The organism is Asticcacaulis currens, from assembly GCF_028550395.1.
In the GTDB taxonomy this organism is placed as follows: Bacteria; Pseudomonadota; Alphaproteobacteria; order Caulobacterales; family Caulobacteraceae; genus Asticcacaulis; species Asticcacaulis currens.
Window position 1 is genome coordinate 172367 of record NZ_JAQQKW010000002.1, and the last position, 16245, is coordinate 188611.

The window sequence follows — 16245 nt, forward strand, 5'->3', positions numbered from 1 at the left end:
TGTGGCATGAAATTAGCAGCCAGGAAAACATGGTTAATGCCTTCTGTGTGGACATGCGTATGCGCCTCCTTCTTGCCGCCCTCGCCGCCTTTATGACTCTGTGTGCGCCGGTGTTCGGTCTGTCGAATGCCTGCGCCGCCTCCCGCATCAAGGACATTGTCGATTTCGAAGGGGTGCGTAAGAACCAGTTGGTCGGTTACGGCCTCGTCGTCGGGCTGAATGGCACGGGCGACACGGTGCGCAACGCCCCCATGCTGAAACAGACCATGGAAAGCATGATGGGGCGGCTGGACGTCAATATCCGCGACGCCACCCTTAATACCAAGAATGCCGCCGTGGTCATGGTCACCGCCGAACTGCCGCCCTTTGCCGCACCCGGCGCGCGCATCGACGTGACCGTCTCGGCCATGGGCGACGCCAAGAGCCTGCTGGGCGGCACGCTGCTGGTCACCCCCCTGCTGGGGGCCGACGGCGAAGCCTATGCGGCGGCACAAGGTTCTATCCAGACGGGGTCGGTATCTGCCGGCGGGGCGTCGGGCTCGTCCGTCACCAAGGGCGTGCCGACCGCCGGGCGTATCGCCTCAGGCGGCATCATCGAACGCGAAACGGGTTTCGACTTCAACGCCATGCCCATCGTGCGCCTGACGCTGAAAAATCCCGACTTCACCACCGCCAAACGCATCGCGGACACGGTGAACAAGGCCTATCCCGGCACGGCCTTTGCCGACAACCCGACCGTGGTATCGGTGCGCAACCGGCCGGAAATGAACATGATGAGCTTCATCACCGCCATTGAGCAACTGCCCGTCGCCGTAGATACACCGGCCAAGGTGGTCATTGATGAGGTCAACGGCGTCATTGTCATCGGTGAAAACGTCCGCGTCTCGCGCGTTGCCATCGCTCAGGGGAACCTGACCATCCGTGTCGATGAGCGCCCCTTCGTCAGTCAGCCCGCTCCCTTCTCGCAGGGCCAGACGACTGCCGTTCCCGACAGTTCGGTGAGCGTGGAAGAGGAAAAGGGCAAAAAACTCTATGAGCTTCAGGAGACCACCTCGCTTACCGATCTGGTCAATGGTCTCAATGCCCTGGGCGTCAGCCCGCGCGACATGATTTCCATCTTGCAGACCATCAAGGCGTCCGGCGCTCTGCAAGCCGATATCGAGGTGATGTAATGGACACGCTCAATACCACCGCAACCTCAACGAACGGACACAGCCCCACCCTGTCCAAGGCCTCGCCACCAACAGGGAAAAAGGTGGGTACAGACTTTGAAAACATGGTCATTTCCCAGATGCTGAAACCCATGTTCGAAGGCCTGTCCACGGACGGCCTGTTCGGTGGTGGCGAAGGTGAGGAAGCCTTTCGGTCGGTCTATCTCGACGCCCTGGCTGGTCAGGTGGTAAAATCCGGAGGTGTCGGCATTTCCGCGCAGGTTCAGAAACAACTTCTTGCCCTTCAGGAGGCGCACTCATGAGCATTTCCGCCCGCGACGCCGATGATTACGCGGCTCAGCTTCTGGTTCTGACCGAACGCCTCACCGAACGCCTGACCGGCGAAGCCGAAGCGCTGGAAGCCCATCGCCCGCTCGATATCCGCGACTCGGTCGAAGAAACACGCAGCCTGTCCGCCCTCTATCGGCAGGAAAGCGCCCGCCTGAAGGCCGACCCGGCGCGTCTGCAAGGGTTGAGCCCCGCGCATAAGGACAGCCTGCGCAGGGCGACCGAGGTGTTTGTCGCCATATCCGAGCGCCATGCGCGCGCTGTCGAAGCCGCCAAGACGATTTCAGAGGGTCTGATGAAGGCGGTCGCCGATACGCTGAATGAGAACCGCAAGCCCAGCCTGACCTACGGCCCCGGCGCGGCGGTAACGGATCGCACGCCGCAATCCCTGAACTACGGCTTCAAGGCTTAGGCAGGGTTTCGCGCTTGGCCTTGTAATAGGCATCGGTGCGCCCATCGACATCGTGCATAAACTGCCCCTTTTCCGTGGAATAGACGCCCGGCGCTGGCAGGTCGGGCGGCGTGTAGCGCGGCGAGTCGGGGCCGTTGACGCGCTTCCAGTAATCGACATTGCCGGGCTCGCTCTTGTAGCGGCGCTCGGCTTCGGTGGCGGCGACCTGCGCCTCCCAATAGGGTTGAGGCCCCGGCTTGACCGGCAAAGGCCGCACAGGGGCATAACCGCGTTCAGGACAATCGGGCGGCAGGGCGGTTCCGTTCATTAACGCCTTGCGACAGGCCTGCCCGTGACGCAGAGCAGCCCCAAGCGTCTCACGCCCCGTATCTTCGGTGGCGGACGGCGCGGCCGTACTGGCGACTACCGAAGGCGTAGCCCCGGAAGGGTCAGGAGACCGCAAGGGTTGAGGATAGGCCGGTGACGCCGTGTGGCGCCCTCCCTGAGCTGAGCGGGACGGCGACCTCACCCCGCGCGATGGCACAAACCACACCTCACTAAGGGTCGGCCCGTCCTTCGACGGCGTTTCACGGGGCCGCGAAATCATGAACAGCAGGGCCAGCGCCATATGCGCCGCCGCCACTACAAGTGCGGCGAACCCCACCTGTCGCCATTGAATCACCTGATGCGCCATACCGCCCCCTGTCTCTGCTAGATGAGACGAACAATTCGGCCTTTAAGAGGCGGTCCACGGACACAGTTTTTACAAAAGCGTTCGCAAAACGTTCTTGCGCCATCAGCGCAAATCGGGCAGTGAACCCAAAAACCTCTGCTGACACTTTCTCGACGCTGCCATTATACCTATATGGCGGAAATTGCCTCCCCAAATGGATATGCGTAATGGCCGATAGCGGACACGACAAGGATATGCTGATGAGCAGCTCAAACCTGATGCAGGGCTTCATCAAGGTGCGCGGCGCGCGCGAGCATAACCTCAAGGGGGTCGATGTCGATATTCCCCGCGGCAAGCTGGTGGTGCTCACCGGCCTCTCCGGGTCGGGCAAGTCGTCACTCGCCTTCGACACCATCTATGCCGAGGGGCAGCGGCGTTACGTCGAGTCGCTGTCGGCCTATGCGCGGCAATTCCTTGAGCTGATGTCGAAGCCCGACGTGGACCTGATTGAAGGCCTGTCACCGGCCATTTCCATCGAGCAGAAAACGACCTCCAAAAACCCCCGCTCGACCGTCGGTACGGTAACGGAAATCCACGACTATATGCGCCTTCTGTGGGCGCGCACCGGCGTGCCCTATTCGCCCGCCACGGGTCTGCCCATCGAAAGCCAGACCATTTCGCAGATGGTCGATAAGATCATGGCCCTGCCCGAAGGGACGCGCCTGCTGCTGCTGGCCCCCTTCGTGCGCGGGCGCAAGGGCGAATACAAGAAAGAAATCGCCGACCTTCAGCGTCAGGGCTTTCAGCGCCTGAAGATCGACGGTCAGTACTACGCCATCGAAGACGCCCCCAAGCTCGACAAGAAGTACAAGCACGATATCGACGTCGTGGTGGATCGTGTGGTCGTCAAAGGCGGGCTGATGCAGCGTCTGGCCGACAGTCTGGAAACGGCGCTGCGGCTGGCCGACGGCTTGGCCATCGCCGAATATGCCGATGTGGCTGAAGGCGAAACCGAGCCGAAGCGCCTGATCTTTTCGGAAAAATTCGCCTGCCCGGTCTCTGGCTTTACCATTGCCGAGATCGAGCCGCGCCTGTTCTCGTTCAACAATCCGTTCGGCGCCTGCCCGACCTGCGACGGGCTGGGGGTGAAGCTGACCTTTGACCGCTCGCTGATCGTGCCGGATGAGTCGTTGAGCCTCAAGGACGGGGCCATTGCGCCATGGGCCAAGGGCCCCTCGCCGCTGTACGCACAAACGCTTGAAGCCCTGTCCGGGCATTACGGCTTCAAGATGGACACCAAATGGCGCGCCCTGACGCCGGAAGCGCAGGACGTGATCCTGCTGGGGTCCGGTTCGGAAAAGATCAAGTTCGTCTATCAGGACGGCTCGCGGCGCTACGACGTGACCAAGCCGTTCGAAGGCGTCATCCCCAATATGGAGCGCCGCTACCGCGAAACCGACTCGTCCTGGGTGCGCGAGGACCTGAGCCGTTATCAGGCCGAAACCCCGTGCGAGGCCTGCGGCGGCAAGCGCCTCAAGCCCGAGGCCCTGGCCGTCAAGGTCAATGCGAAGGACATCGCCGAAATCTCCGGCCTGTCGATCAAGAAGGCACACGACTGGTTCGCCGATCTGCAGAACCATCTGAGCGAAAAGCAGATGGATATTGCGCGGCGCATCCTGAAGGAAATTCTCGACCGCCTGAACTTCCTCAATGCGGTGGGGCTCGACTATCTCAACCTGTCGCGCAATTCCGGCACCCTGTCCGGCGGCGAAAGCCAGCGTATCCGTCTGGCCTCACAGATCGGTTCGGGCCTGACCGGCGTGCTCTACGTGCTGGATGAACCCTCGATCGGTCTGCATCAACGCGACAATGACCGCCTGCTCGACAGCCTGAAAGGGCTGCGCGATCTGGGCAATTCGGTACTTGTGGTCGAACACGACGAAGACGCCATCCTTACCGCCGACTATGTGATCGACATGGGCCCGGCGGCCGGTGTGCACGGCGGTCAGGTGGTGGCCGAGGGCACGCCCGATGACATCAAGGCCAATGCCAACTCGCTGACCGGGCAATATCTGACCGGCAAGCGCGAAATCCCCCTCTACTTCTCGAAGGATACGGACAATGAGCGCCGCCCCATCGACAAGAAGAAGATGCTCAAGGTCATCGGGGCGCGCGGCAACAATCTGAAAAACGTCACCGGCGAAATTCCGGTGGGCGTCATGACCTGCATCACCGGTGTTTCCGGTGGCGGCAAATCGACCTTCACGCTGGAAACCCTGCATAAGGCGGCGGCGCGACGCCTCAACAACGCCTCCGCCAATCCCGCCGTCCACGACAAGATCGAGGGGCTGGAGTTTTTCGACAAGGTGGTCGAGATCGACCAGTCGCCCATCGGCCGCACGCCGCGTTCCAACCCAGCCACCTATACGGGGGCCTTCGGGCCGATCCGCGACTGGTACGCCGGCCTGCCGGAATCCAAGGCGCGCGGCTACGGACCGGGCCGCTTCTCCTTCAACGTCAAGGGCGGCCGCTGCGAAGCCTGTCAGGGCGACGGCGTCATCAAGATCGAGATGCACTTCCTGCCCGACGTCTATGTCACCTGCGATGTGTGCAAGGGCAAGCGATATAACCGCGAGACGCTGGAGATCGTCTTCAAGGGCCATTCCATCGCCGATGTGCTGGACATGACGGTCGAGGAAGGCGCCGAGGCCTTCAAGGCCGTGCCTTCGATCCGTGACAAGCTGGAGACGCTGAAGCGCGTCGGTCTGGGCTATATCAAGATCGGCCAGCAGGCGACCACCCTTTCGGGCGGTGAGGCGCAGCGCGTCAAGCTGTCGAAAGAGCTGTCGAAACGCGCCACGGGCAAAACCCTGTATATTCTCGACGAACCGACCACGGGGCTGCATTTTGAGGATACGCGCAAGCTGCTGGAAGTGCTGCACGAGCTGACCGACCACGGCAACACGACCGTGGTGATCGAGCACAATCTGGACGTCATCAAGACGGCCGACTGGCTGCTCGACTTCGGCCCGGAAGGTGGTGACGGCGGCGGCGAGATCGTGGCCTTCGGCACGCCGGAAAAGGTGGCGGACAATCCGAAGTCGTGGACCGGCAAATACCTGAAAGACATTCTGGCCCGGCACAAGGTGCGGAAAAAATAGGCTTCAAACGCGGATCCGTTGCGAAAGTGAACACTGCGTTAACCCTGTTGCGGCATTGAATCGAACATCGTCATCCTCGATTCGAGACCCGTCATGCGCCGCCGCCCCCTCTCCTCGGCCCTGCTCGTTACTGTTGCCGCCCTTGGTCTGATGAGCGCGGGACTGTCGGGGTGCAGCAAGCCGAAGGCCGAGCCTGGCGATCCGCACGCTGAAGCCGCAGGCGATCATGGGGGGAGCGATGCGGAACACGGTGCCGCCAAGAACGATGTCGCGCACTGGAGCTATGAAGGCGATGACGGCCCGGCGCACTGGGGGGATCTGAGCACTGAGAATAAGGCCTGCAAGACCGGACCGCGTCAGTCCCCGATCAATCTCAGCGGCGTGGCGTCGCCCAAGGCCGTTAATCTGACGCTCGACTATACCTCATCCCCGGCCAAGATCCAGAACATGGGACACGCCATTCAGGTCTCACCGACCGACGGCGGCGGCGTGGTGATGGACGGCGTGCGCTACAAGCTGGTGCAGTTCCATTTCCATACCCCGTCCGAACACACGATCGACGGCCACCGCGCGGCCATCGAAACCCACTTTGTGCACAAGAACGACAAGGGTGACCTGCTGGTTATCGGCGTCCTGTCGGATGTAGGCGTGGCCGACCCCATGCTGGCACCCATCTGGACGTGGCTGCCGACCGATCCGGGGCCGGCCGCCCTGATCCCCGACCTGCTGGTCAATGCGCGCGATCTGATGCCCGCCACCGAAGAGTTTTATGCCTATTCCGGTTCGCTGACCACGCCGCCGTGCACGGAAAACGTCACATGGCTGGTCTATGCCTCGCCGCTGTCGATCTCACCGGAGCAGGTGGACGCCTATCAGCGCCTGACCGGCCCCAATGCGCGCCCGATACAGTCGCCGCAGGGCCGAGACATCCTGCACCTCGTCGGAAGCTGATCAGGCTTTTGGCGTATTTTTCAGGGTTTGATAGGCCGCAGCGACGGCTCCAATCATGATAGCCGTGGTCAGGGGCGCAATCACACCGTTGACCGCCAGATAGATGCCCGTCAAAGGCTCAAACAGATTGGCCAGTTGTGAGACGTCGGGCTGAGGCACCTCGTCCACCGACGTGATTTCACGGCCCGTTATAAGAACGGCCAAGGCCATATACACGGTCTGCGCCAGCATACTGACCAGTAACGCCATCAGGAAGGCCACAGCAAATCCGCCCAGAAGCGACCAGAACCGCCCCTGAGTCAGCTTGAGCGAACCCGTCAGGTTGAAATGACCTTCATCGAAACTCTGTACGCTGACCATGGACAGACGCACCATCAGCCAGATGTTGAAGATCATGGCCGCCATGGCCGTCAAGGTTCCGATCACCGGGACGACGGCCTGAGACACCGCACCGACGAGGAATGACAGCAGACCACCCAGTATGGCGAGGACCACGGTAATCAGCAGGGTAACGACGATAATGGCCAGAGCGAGCACGAAGGAAAGCGCCATCTGCCGGATTTCATCGGCCCCCAGACGCAGAAACCCGAACTGAGGCGAATGTCCGCCCAGCACCGCCCGATACACCGCGCAGGTAATAATGGCCGAAAAAACCAGAGTCACCATCAAGGCCAGCACATAGGCCGGCCCCAGACGTAGAAGCAACTCCGCCGCCTTTTCCGGTTCGTTGGGCACCTGCCCCTGAATGAGGGCGTTCCATTCCGGACCAGCCACCGACATCAGCAAAGCGGTAGACAGGATAAGCGCTACCAGCAGAACCGCCCCCCACCAGGCAATCAGGATGGGCCGCTCACGGATGATACGGAAGCCTTCAAAGGCAAAATCAACGGACGAAGCCATGCACGGAACCGGGGAAAGAGAACTTCCTATCCCTTAGCGCGAAGTGCGCTGATTTGCCTATAGGCAGACGCCAAAAAAGCAATGCTCAGCGGCATGAAGACGCCCACACCCAGCGCTAAATTAATAATGCCCCCCAGCGGCAATTCCGCCATGATCATCAGCGGCGGCATCAGGTTGCTCAGGACGATAAACGGCAGCAGGATATAGACATAGCCAAGGAACAGCTTGACCGTCTGTCCCGAAGACAGGCTGAGGGCATTGAGCGACACCAGACGATGTTCGGCCACCGTGGCGGCGCGGTGCAGCCACAGTTTCACCGTCAGGATGCTGAGCGTCAGAAGAACGGCGATAATGGCAACGCCGACGACGACCCCTTGCGGTTGCGCCCCTTCGATCAGGGTGCGCAGCAGGGCCTGCGGTGTGCGGTAGCTGTCTTCGGGCAGACCTGCCGCCCCCATGAACAGAGCCAGCACCACGGCGCCCGCGATAAACACGATGGACCAGAACAGCAGGACCAGAGCGCTCGCCCCCAGCAGGCGGCGCTCACCCTTGCCGAACTGCAAACCGCCAAAGCCCAGACCTTCAGCCGCAGCAAAACGCTCACCGAACAGGGCCAGACGATACAGCGCCCCCGCCGCCGCCGTGTGCACGATAACGCCGACCACGATCAGACCCCGCCGCAACCACACATCCAGATGCGGCAGATGCCCCAGCAGCAGGACGACAAACAGAACACCCAGAACCGGGCCCGCCTTGCGCCACAGTAGCGGCAGGCTCTGCCCGGCCGTCTTCAGCGCACCGATCAGATGAAAGGCCGTGCCGAAACTCATTGTCGAAATCCCCAAAAGCCCGATAACCCGCAGCGTTAACCCTAAGCAGGGACCACTGTTAAACAAATCCTTTCCCTTTAAAAGGGCAAAGGCAAGTGGCCCGATGTTTTTCATCGAGACCGTGACATCGTCATACGATCTCATTATATGACCCGCATGACAGTCCAACCCGTACATATCATTGGCGGCGGTCTCGCCGGTTCCGAAGCCGCCTGGCAACTGGCTCAGGCCGGTGTTCCCGTCATTATTCACGAGATGCGCGGCGTCAAACCGACCGACGCGCACCAGACCGACGGCCTCGCCGAACTGGTCTGCTCCAACTCGTTCCGCTCGGACGACTGGGAATATAATGCCGTGGGCCTGCTGCACGCAGAAATGCGGCGCGGCAACTCGCTGATCATGGCCTGCGCCGACAGACATCAGGTGCCGGCCGGCGGTGCGCTGGCCGTTGACCGCGAAGGCTTCTCGCAGGCCGTCACCGCCGCTCTGGCGGCGCATCCGCTGGTGACCCTCCTGCGCGAAGAGGTCACCTCCCTGAAAGACAAGGACTGGAAAAACGTCATCTGTGCCACCGGGCCGCTGACCTCGGAATCCCTGTCCGAGGTCATTCTGGAACTGACCGGCGAAGGCCACCTCAGCTTTTTTGACGCCATCGCCCCTATCGTGCACTCCGAAAGCATCGACATGTCGATTGCTTGGCGGCAGTCCCGCTACGACAAGGAAGGGCCCGGCGGCGACGCGGCGGCCTATATCAACTGCCCCATGACAAAGGACCAGTATGAGGCCTTTGTCGATGCCCTGCTGACCGGCCCCAAGGCGGATTTCAAGGAGTGGGAGCACGTCCCCTATTTCGACGGCTGCCTGCCCATTGAGGTGATGGCCGAGCGCGGACGCGAAACCCTGCGCTATGGCCCGATGAAGCCCGTCGGCCTGACCGATCCCAATAATCCGACCGTCAAACCTCATGCGATTGTTCAGCTTCGGCAGGATAATGCCCTGGGAACATTGTATAATCTGGTTGGCTTTCAGACCAAGCTGAAACACGGGGCTCAGGCCGAGGTCTTTCGCATGATCCCCGGGCTTCAGAACGCGCAGTTCGCGCGTCTGGGCGGACTGCACCGCAACACCTTCATCCAGTCGCCCAAGGTGCTGGGGGCCGATCTGCGCCTGAAGCGCCTGATCGGTGAGCGGTCCCTGCGCTTTGCCGGGCAGATCACCGGCGTCGAAGGCTATGTCGAAAGCGCCGCCATGGGCTTGCTTGCCGGACGCTTTGCCGCCGCCGAAGCGAGAGGCGAAAGCCTGCCGCCGCCGCCGCCGACCACGGCACTGGGGGCCCTGATCGGGCATATCACCGGCGGGCATCTGGCCGATGAAAAGGCGTCCTTTCAACCCATGAATATCAACTATGGACTGCTGCCGCCGATGGAGGCCCCGAAGTTCGACGAAGACGGCAAGAAGATCCCCGTCAAGGATCGCACCCGCGCCAAGAAACGCCAAATGAGCGTTCGGGCCTTGCGCGATATCGAGACGTGGTTAAAAACAGAACCCGTTCCGGCCTGAATGCCTGCTGAAGTGTGTGTGTGATGAAAGCTCTCGCCCCTCTCCTCGCTCTGTCTGTTCTGGGCTTAAGTGCCTGCGCCACGACCGAGACGCCGCCGGTCGTGCCAACACCGGTCGTCATTCCCTCCTCCCTGCAACCGCAGCCCATCATGCTGTTCGATGTGCAAAAGGAAGGGCGCAAGCTCTATACGCTGAATGATGAGTTCCCCTATTGCGACAAGCTGACGGGCAAGGTGGTGGTGGTGCCTAAATGGTTCCGCACCGACTTCGCCTCGGTGCCGTGGTTCGGACAGTTTGCGGTCAATACGGACGGGCCGACCATCCGTGCGGCCATCGTCCACGACTGGCTTTACGCCATCGGGGAGCCGGGTAAGCGTCAGGACGCCGACGACATCTTCTACCGCGCCATGCGCAAATGGGGCGTCAGCGAGATCGAGGCGCGTATCGCCTATAATGCCGTCCGCACCGGCGGGGAAAGCGGTTATGGACTGGCCTCGGACTGGGTGTTCGTCAATCCGGCCTTCCCGTCGGCGCGCTTCCCGGCCCCGTTCGCCAAGCCGAAAACCGGCATCATCATGACCCTGCCGCAGTGCAAGGGCTTTGAAGAGATGGTGGCCAAGGGCTGGAAGGCCTATCCGTTATATCCGGCTCCCGTGACGCCGACCGTGACACAACCGCCGAAAAAGAAGCCGCTATTCGGGATTGGGTAAATCCTAGATTCAAACCCCGGATAGACACGGATATGGCCGCGTTGCGGCCATAACACGGATAAAAGAGCTTATGTTAAAAGGCTTTTTTAGTTTAAGGCATCCGTGTTGCCGCCGCAGGCGGCTATCGGTGTGTATCCGTGGTAAAATCTAAATCCGGCCCGTCACAAACACCCAGAGCAGTTTCAAACGCACCGACAGGGCGCTGCGCACGCGCCCCTGCCACAGGTCGGCCGCCACCGCCGTCGGCAGCACCAAGGGCAACAGGGCCGACGGCACGCGTTTCACAGACTGACGCGCCTCACGGTACAGATGACGCCCCTCTTCTGCACCGGCTTCGTTGGCGTTTAAACGACCCGCCACCTTCATCGTCGCCAGGGTGTGAAAGCGCGCCGGGATGAGCAGGCACGCCGCATCGGCGGTCGGGGCCAGCACCCTGGCCGCCTGTGCCAGTACCGCGGCCTGCCCCTTGTCGGCCACGCTCAAAGCGTCGCGCAAAGACAGGCGGCCATCCAGTTGTAACCGGTGCGGCTCTATGGCGTCGATCAGCACCTGCATATCAAGGGCATGGCGTTCGGCCACGCCCGACAGCGCCGCGCTCAGCGGATGATAACGCACCTTGCGCCCGTCGCGAATTTCCTCCAGCGCCTCAACCCACCATGTATAGCGGATATCGCCCAGCAACGGTTCAGAGACGCGGGCCGGGACATCGCGCAGCAGTTCAGCAAAGGCCAGCAGGGCCAGCACGTCTGCCCGCGTCTGCGCATCCTCGATGAACTGTGCGGCCAGACGCACGACCTCATCGCGCGGTACGGTTTCGTCTTCGGGCAAGATCGGGGAGTCGGACATGCCCTGCCCTTACCCTGCCGCACATCAAAAGCAACAAAAAACCGCCCTGCCAAACGGACAGGGCGGTCATTTGTAAGTCTGGCAGACCCGCTTTAAGGCTGCGGGGCCTTCTTGCCCTTGAAACCGCCGACATCGACGACCTCGGCTTCAGCCGCATTGCGGTTGACGCCCCACAACAGGATAACCGGGGCGGCAACATAGATGGACGAGTAAGTGCCGATAACGATACCGAAGATCAGCGCCACCGAGAAGGAGAACAGCGCCTCACCGCCCAGAACCGCCAGACCGGTCAGCGCCATGACCGCCGTCACGCCGGTGATGATGGTGCGCGACAGGGTTTCGTTGATCGACAAGTCGATCACGTCCTTCAGGGCCATCTTCTTGTACTTACGCAGGTTTTCACGGATACGGTCGAACACGACGACGGTGTCGTTCATCGAATAGCCGATGATGGTCAGGATGGCTGCGACCGCCGTCAGGGTGAATTCCAGACGGAAGACAGCGAACAGGCCGAAGGTCAGGATGACGTCGTGCATCAGGCCGACGACCGCCCCCAGGCCGAACTGCCATTCAAAGCGGAACCAGATATAGACCATCATCAGGCCGATGGCGAAGACCAGCGCCAGAATACCGCCGGTGAACAGCTCACCCGACACCTTCGGGCCGACCACGGTGGCCGGCTTGAAGCTGGCGTCCGGGAATTGCGCCTTGATCGAGGTCTGCACACGATCCAGAGCCGCCTGCGGGTTCTTGGTCGGCGACTCAAAGCGGATCATGGCGTCCTGACCGGCCTGACCGGCGCCCTGAACCTGCACGTCGTGGAGGTCCAGCGTATCGAGCGTGCTGCGCAGCTTGCCCAGATCAATGGTGGATTTCTGCGACATTTCGAGGATGGTACCGCCCTTGAAATCGACGCCGCAGTTCAGACCCCCGCACGGCGGGGTCGCCGGCCAGATGGTGAAGAACAGCGAACCGGCCACCAGAGCGATGGAGATAATCCCGGCCAGCTTGGAGAAGCGCACAAAGTTGAAATGCGTCTTTTGCGGCAGGATCTTGATCAGCGGCCACACGCCCTTGCCGTCCGGAGCCTGAATCGGCAGGGTCTTGGGCCGACGGGCATGATACCACCAGGCGAGCAGCAGTTGCGTGACCATGACGGCCGAGAAGACCGAGGTGATAACCCCCAGCGACAGGGTCCAGGCGAAGCCGCGCACAGGACCGGCCCCGAAGAAGAACATGATCGCCGCCGCCCCCAGTGAGGTCAGATTGGCGTCGATGATGGTTTCCATAGCCTTGGAGAAACCGGCGTCCAGCGCGCCGATCACGTTCCGACCCGCGCGAATTTCGTCGCGCATCCGTTCATAGATGAGCACGTTGGCGTCGACGGCCACGGCCAGAGTCAGGATCAGACCGGCAATACCAGGCAGGGTCAGGGTCGCCTGCGTTACCGACATACCGGCAATGATCAGGATCAGGTTGACGATCAGGGCGGCGATGGAAATGCCGCCGAACAGCCAGCCGTAGGCCAGCAGCATGAAGATCAGCACCGATATAAAGGCGATAATGGTCGAAAGCTGGCCTTTGGCCACCGAGTCGGCCCCCAATTCGGCCGACACCACGCGCTGTTCTTCGATATTCAAAGGCGCAGTCAGCGCCCCGCCGTTGAGCACATTGACCAGCTCCGAGGCTTGCTGAACCGTGAAGTTGCCCGTGATCTGGCCCGAACCGCCCGTGATGGCGCTGATGATACGCGGAGCCGACACCACCTTGCCATCCAGAATGATGGCAAACGGACGACCGATATTCTGCGAGGTCGCCTCGCCAAACTTGCGTGCACCTTCGCCGTCAAAACGGAAACCGATGGCCGGGCGACCGTTCTGATCGTTATCAACAAAGGCCTTGGTAAGGTTTTCGCCCGACACGATGACCCGCTTCTTGACCACCATGGACGGCGGCAAGGTCGGATCGGAGGTCGGCAGAAGCTCAGAGCCCGGCGGCACACGACCGGCGGCCACATCGGACGGCGAGGCCGACTCGTCCACCATCTGGAAGGTCAGCTTGGCGGTGGTGCCGATCACGCGCTTGAGCTGCTCCGGGTCGCTCTCACCGGGGGCCTGAACCACGATACGGTTGGTACCCTGACGAATGATGGTGGGTTCGCGCGTCCCCAGATTATCGACGCGGCGGCGCACGGTTTCGATGGATGCGTCCACAGCACCGGATGATGCAGCGGCCTTACCTTCCTTGGTGTAGGTCAGGTGGATGACCTGATCGCCTTCCTTGCTGATGGCCACATCGCGCGCCGACGGGTTATTGACCAGCGGATTGGATAGCGGCGTCAGGGCCGTGACGGCGGCATCGACGCGCCCGGCTTCGTTGATGCGGACGCTGACCACGTCGCCCTGAGCGGTCAGGGTGCCGAAGGCAATCCCGGCGCTGCGCAGGCGGTCGCGCGTCTCTTCGGTCAGGTTCTTGATCTTGTCCTGTGCCAGCGCGTCCGTATCGACTTCGAGCAAAAGGTGCGAGCCCCCTTGCAGGTCGAGACCGAGGTTCAGGCCGCTTTTCGGCAGGAACCCATACTGGTCAAGGACCGTTTTCGGCAGAAGATTGGGCAGGGAAAACCAGATACCCAAAAGGGTGACGAGCGTCACCAGGGTGATTTTCCAGCGGGACAATTGCATCATGATCGTTACGACCCTTGAGTTCCCGATATCAAAAGTTCACGGGAATGGGTTGAATAAAAACACAAAAAGCCTGTCTGACGGATCAGACAGGCCCTGATGGACTAACGGGGTTTACGCGGCTTTGTCATTGGCCGGGGCGGGATCGCCCTTGGTACGGACTTCGGCGATCATCGACTTGACAACCGGCACATTCACACCCGAAGCGATTTCCACCATAACCTGGGCCTCTTCAACGCGGGTGATCTTGCCGATCATGCCGTTCGACAGCACGACCGTGTCATTGCGCTTTACGGCGTTGAGCTGGGCCTGATGTTCCTTGGCGCGCTTTTGCTGCGGGCGGATGATGAGGAAGTACATCAGGACGAAGATCGCCACGAAGGGCAGAAGCTGAACAAGAGCGGCAGTATCCAAGACCGGGGTCTCCGTTTTGGCCCGCCAGGCGGCAGGCAGGAAATGAGGTTGCGCCATACATAGGCACACAGATTAAAAGGTCAATGCGCTTTTTACGGCTTCCTTATGCGTGCAATGCTTTGAAGGCCTGCGCACACAGGCCTCAGGGCAGGATCAGCGTCGGGTCAAAGGGCTTGGCAATTTCTGAAGACGGCGTGTAGCGCACTTCAAAATGCAGTTGCGGACGATCCACCGCCCCGGTCGCGCCCATAGTGCCAATCGTCTCCCCTTGGGTCACCTTCTGACCGGACTTCACCATAACCTTACCGAGGTGCGAATACCCGGTGTAAAAGCCATCGGCGTGGCGGATATAGACCGTGTTCCCCAGTTCCTTTACCTGATCGCCCACATAGACCACCGTGCCTTCGTTGGCGGCGACAATTTCCGCGCCTGCCGGCCCCGCAATATTGATACCGTCATTGCGTACATTCGGGGCCAGCTGCCCGTAGCGGACCAGCACATTCCCTTTGTACGGCCAAACAAAGCGCCCCTTCCCCAGCTTGACCATGCCCGCAGTATCGGACGGCAGGGCCTTAAGGGGCTCCACCGGCCTCGCAGGGGTGGGCGTCGGGGCCGGCGGCGTTACAACCGGTTTTTCGGCGGCAGGGCCGGCGACCACGGGCTTAGGGGCGGGCGCCACCACCACGCGCTTCGGCGCATCGGCCTGAGCCACCACGGCCTTGACGCGCTCAGGCGCCAGGCCGGAGGCGTAGGTTTCTGCCCCCTTGTCCCCGGCATCTTCGGGCAGCAATATCTTCTGGCCGATATGGGTCACCGAGTCCGACGCCAGACCGTTCATTTTATAAAGGGTCTGCACCGGCACGCCGAAACGTCGTGACACCCCAAACAGGGTGTCCTTGGGCTGAAGCGTGTAGACAAAACCGGCGCGGCTATCATGTACCGGCAGAGTCGCCGCAGGCTTGGGCGCAGCTGGCGCGGGCTTCGTCGCCACCGTAGTGGCAGGCGGAGGCGGTGGCGGGGGTGGCGGCAAGTCGCTGGTGGTCACCCCTCCTCTCGACCCGAGCGGCTGAATCCCCGTGGACTCTTCGGCTGCGGCAGGGCGCGTTTCAACCGGCGGCGTCTGCGGGGCAGCGGCCACGGGCTTCTGCTCCATATAGATAGGGTATTTCGGCGTCTGGGGCATCACCGTACACGCCGAAAGGGCCGTCGCGGTCAGGACCGGGATGACGATAACGGAAATTCGCTTTAAAGCGTGCATGAGTTTCTCCGGAGCGTCGGTAATCTCGCTCCTTTATGGCCGAACTATGGATAATGAAAGATTACCAGCCCCGGCCGCGGTTGAGGATTTGCAAAGGAATCTGCTCGCCGACCGGCTTTCCGGCTTAAAAAAATCGGCCCTCCGTTTCCGGAACGGCTGGCCTTGCAAACCGCACCACGCCCCTGCCAGCCGTCCTTCGCATCCAACGACAGGTTTGCAGAACCGTCATATCAAAAACGCATATAATTCAAATTTCAATAATTATATTCAATCGGCATGCGATCCGGAATCTGCCTGACATTTTCCGTAAGGCACAGGGCTACATACTGTGCTTCCTGCGCATCACTTGCCTGTCAAGCGCGACAAATCCG

14 protein-coding genes are annotated in these 16245 nt (G+C 61.3%); 7 read left to right on the forward strand and 7 right to left on the reverse strand.

Annotated elements, in window-relative coordinates:
* Positions 1 to 59 precede the first annotated feature (59 nt).
* Genes PQU94_RS03925 through PQU94_RS03935 form a run of 3 tightly spaced genes read left to right on the forward strand, consistent with a single transcriptional unit; the run spans position 60 to position 1911 of the window.
* The gene (locus tag PQU94_RS03925) at positions 60 to 1172 is read left to right on the forward strand and encodes a flagellar basal body P-ring protein FlgI (protein WP_438263732.1); all 1113 of its coding nucleotides are present in this window, start codon (positions 60 to 62) and stop codon (positions 1170 to 1172) included.
* Entirely contained in the window at positions 1172 to 1474 is a 303-nt protein-coding gene (locus PQU94_RS03930) for a rod-binding protein (RefSeq protein WP_272740195.1), read from the forward strand. Before PQU94_RS03925 ends, PQU94_RS03930 begins: the two co-directional genes overlap by 1 nt.
* The gene (locus PQU94_RS03935) at positions 1471 to 1911 is read left to right on the forward strand and encodes a flagellar basal-body protein FlbY (RefSeq protein WP_272740196.1); all 441 of its coding nucleotides are present in this window, start codon (positions 1471 to 1473) and stop codon (positions 1909 to 1911) included. Before PQU94_RS03930 ends, PQU94_RS03935 begins: the two co-directional genes overlap by 4 nt.
* On the opposite strand, the gene PQU94_RS03940 is transcribed toward PQU94_RS03935, so the two are convergent.
* Complete coding sequence (locus tag PQU94_RS03940; RefSeq protein WP_272740197.1) at positions 1901 to 2584, reverse strand: hypothetical protein; 684 nt, start codon at positions 2582 to 2584, stop codon at positions 1901 to 1903. The genes PQU94_RS03935 and PQU94_RS03940 overlap by 11 nt on opposite strands.
* Before the next feature lie 257 nt (positions 2585 to 2841).
* Here PQU94_RS03940 and uvrA point away from each other — a divergent pair, with 257 nt between their 5' ends.
* Positions 2842 to 5724 carry an excinuclease ABC subunit UvrA gene (gene uvrA / locus PQU94_RS03945; protein ID WP_272740465.1) on the forward strand — a complete coding sequence of 961 codons (2883 nt, stop codon included), beginning with the start codon at positions 2842 to 2844 and terminating at the stop codon, positions 5722 to 5724.
* Between the two features lie 93 nt (positions 5725 to 5817).
* The gene (locus PQU94_RS03950; RefSeq protein WP_272740198.1) at positions 5818 to 6675 is read left to right on the forward strand and encodes a carbonic anhydrase; all 858 of its coding nucleotides are present in this window, start codon (positions 5818 to 5820) and stop codon (positions 6673 to 6675) included.
* Here the strand turns inward: PQU94_RS03950 and PQU94_RS03955 are convergent, their stop codons facing one another.
* Together PQU94_RS03955 and PQU94_RS03960 are read right to left on the reverse strand one after the other, a co-directional pair.
* Entirely contained in the window at positions 6676 to 7575 is a 900-nt protein-coding gene (locus PQU94_RS03955) for a hypothetical protein (protein WP_272740199.1), read from the reverse strand. It abuts the gene before it with no gap.
* A 26-nt stretch (positions 7576 to 7601) separates the two neighbouring features.
* A complete protein-coding gene (locus PQU94_RS03960; RefSeq protein ID WP_272740200.1) occupies positions 7602 to 8405 on the reverse strand; it encodes a hypothetical protein in 804 nt (267 codons plus the stop codon).
* A gap of 147 nt (positions 8406 to 8552) precedes the next feature.
* On the opposite strand from PQU94_RS03960, the gene trmFO reads away from it, so the two are divergent.
* Positions 8553 to 9965, forward strand: a complete 1413-nt coding sequence (trmFO, locus tag PQU94_RS03965) for a methylenetetrahydrofolate--tRNA-(uracil(54)-C(5))-methyltransferase (FADH(2)-oxidizing) TrmFO (RefSeq protein WP_272740201.1) — start codon at positions 8553 to 8555, stop codon at positions 9963 to 9965.
* Positions 9966 to 9988: 23 nt separating this feature from the next.
* Entirely contained in the window at positions 9989 to 10675 is a 687-nt protein-coding gene (locus tag PQU94_RS03970; protein WP_272740202.1) for a DUF1353 domain-containing protein, read from the forward strand.
* 147 nt (positions 10676 to 10822) lie between these two features.
* Here the strand turns inward: PQU94_RS03970 and PQU94_RS03975 are convergent, their stop codons facing one another.
* From PQU94_RS03975 to PQU94_RS03990, 4 genes are all read right to left on the reverse strand, one after another.
* Positions 10823 to 11521 (reverse strand): squalene/phytoene synthase family protein, encoded by a 699-nt coding sequence (locus PQU94_RS03975; RefSeq protein ID WP_272740203.1) that lies wholly within the window; start codon positions 11519 to 11521, stop codon positions 10823 to 10825.
* A 92-nt stretch (positions 11522 to 11613) separates the two neighbouring features.
* Positions 11614 to 14205 carry a protein translocase subunit SecD gene (secD, locus tag PQU94_RS03980; protein WP_272740204.1) on the reverse strand — a complete coding sequence of 864 codons (2592 nt, stop codon included), beginning with the start codon at positions 14203 to 14205 and terminating at the stop codon, positions 11614 to 11616.
* Positions 14206 to 14316: 111 nt separating this feature from the next.
* Positions 14317 to 14616: a preprotein translocase subunit YajC gene (gene yajC / locus PQU94_RS03985; RefSeq protein ID WP_272740205.1), complete on the reverse strand. Its 300-nt coding sequence runs from the start codon at positions 14614 to 14616 to the stop codon at positions 14317 to 14319.
* A 142-nt stretch (positions 14617 to 14758) separates the two neighbouring features.
* The gene (locus tag PQU94_RS03990; RefSeq protein WP_272740206.1) at positions 14759 to 15874 is read right to left on the reverse strand and encodes a M23 family metallopeptidase; all 1116 of its coding nucleotides are present in this window, start codon (positions 15872 to 15874) and stop codon (positions 14759 to 14761) included.
* Positions 15875 to 16245 lie beyond the last annotated feature (371 nt).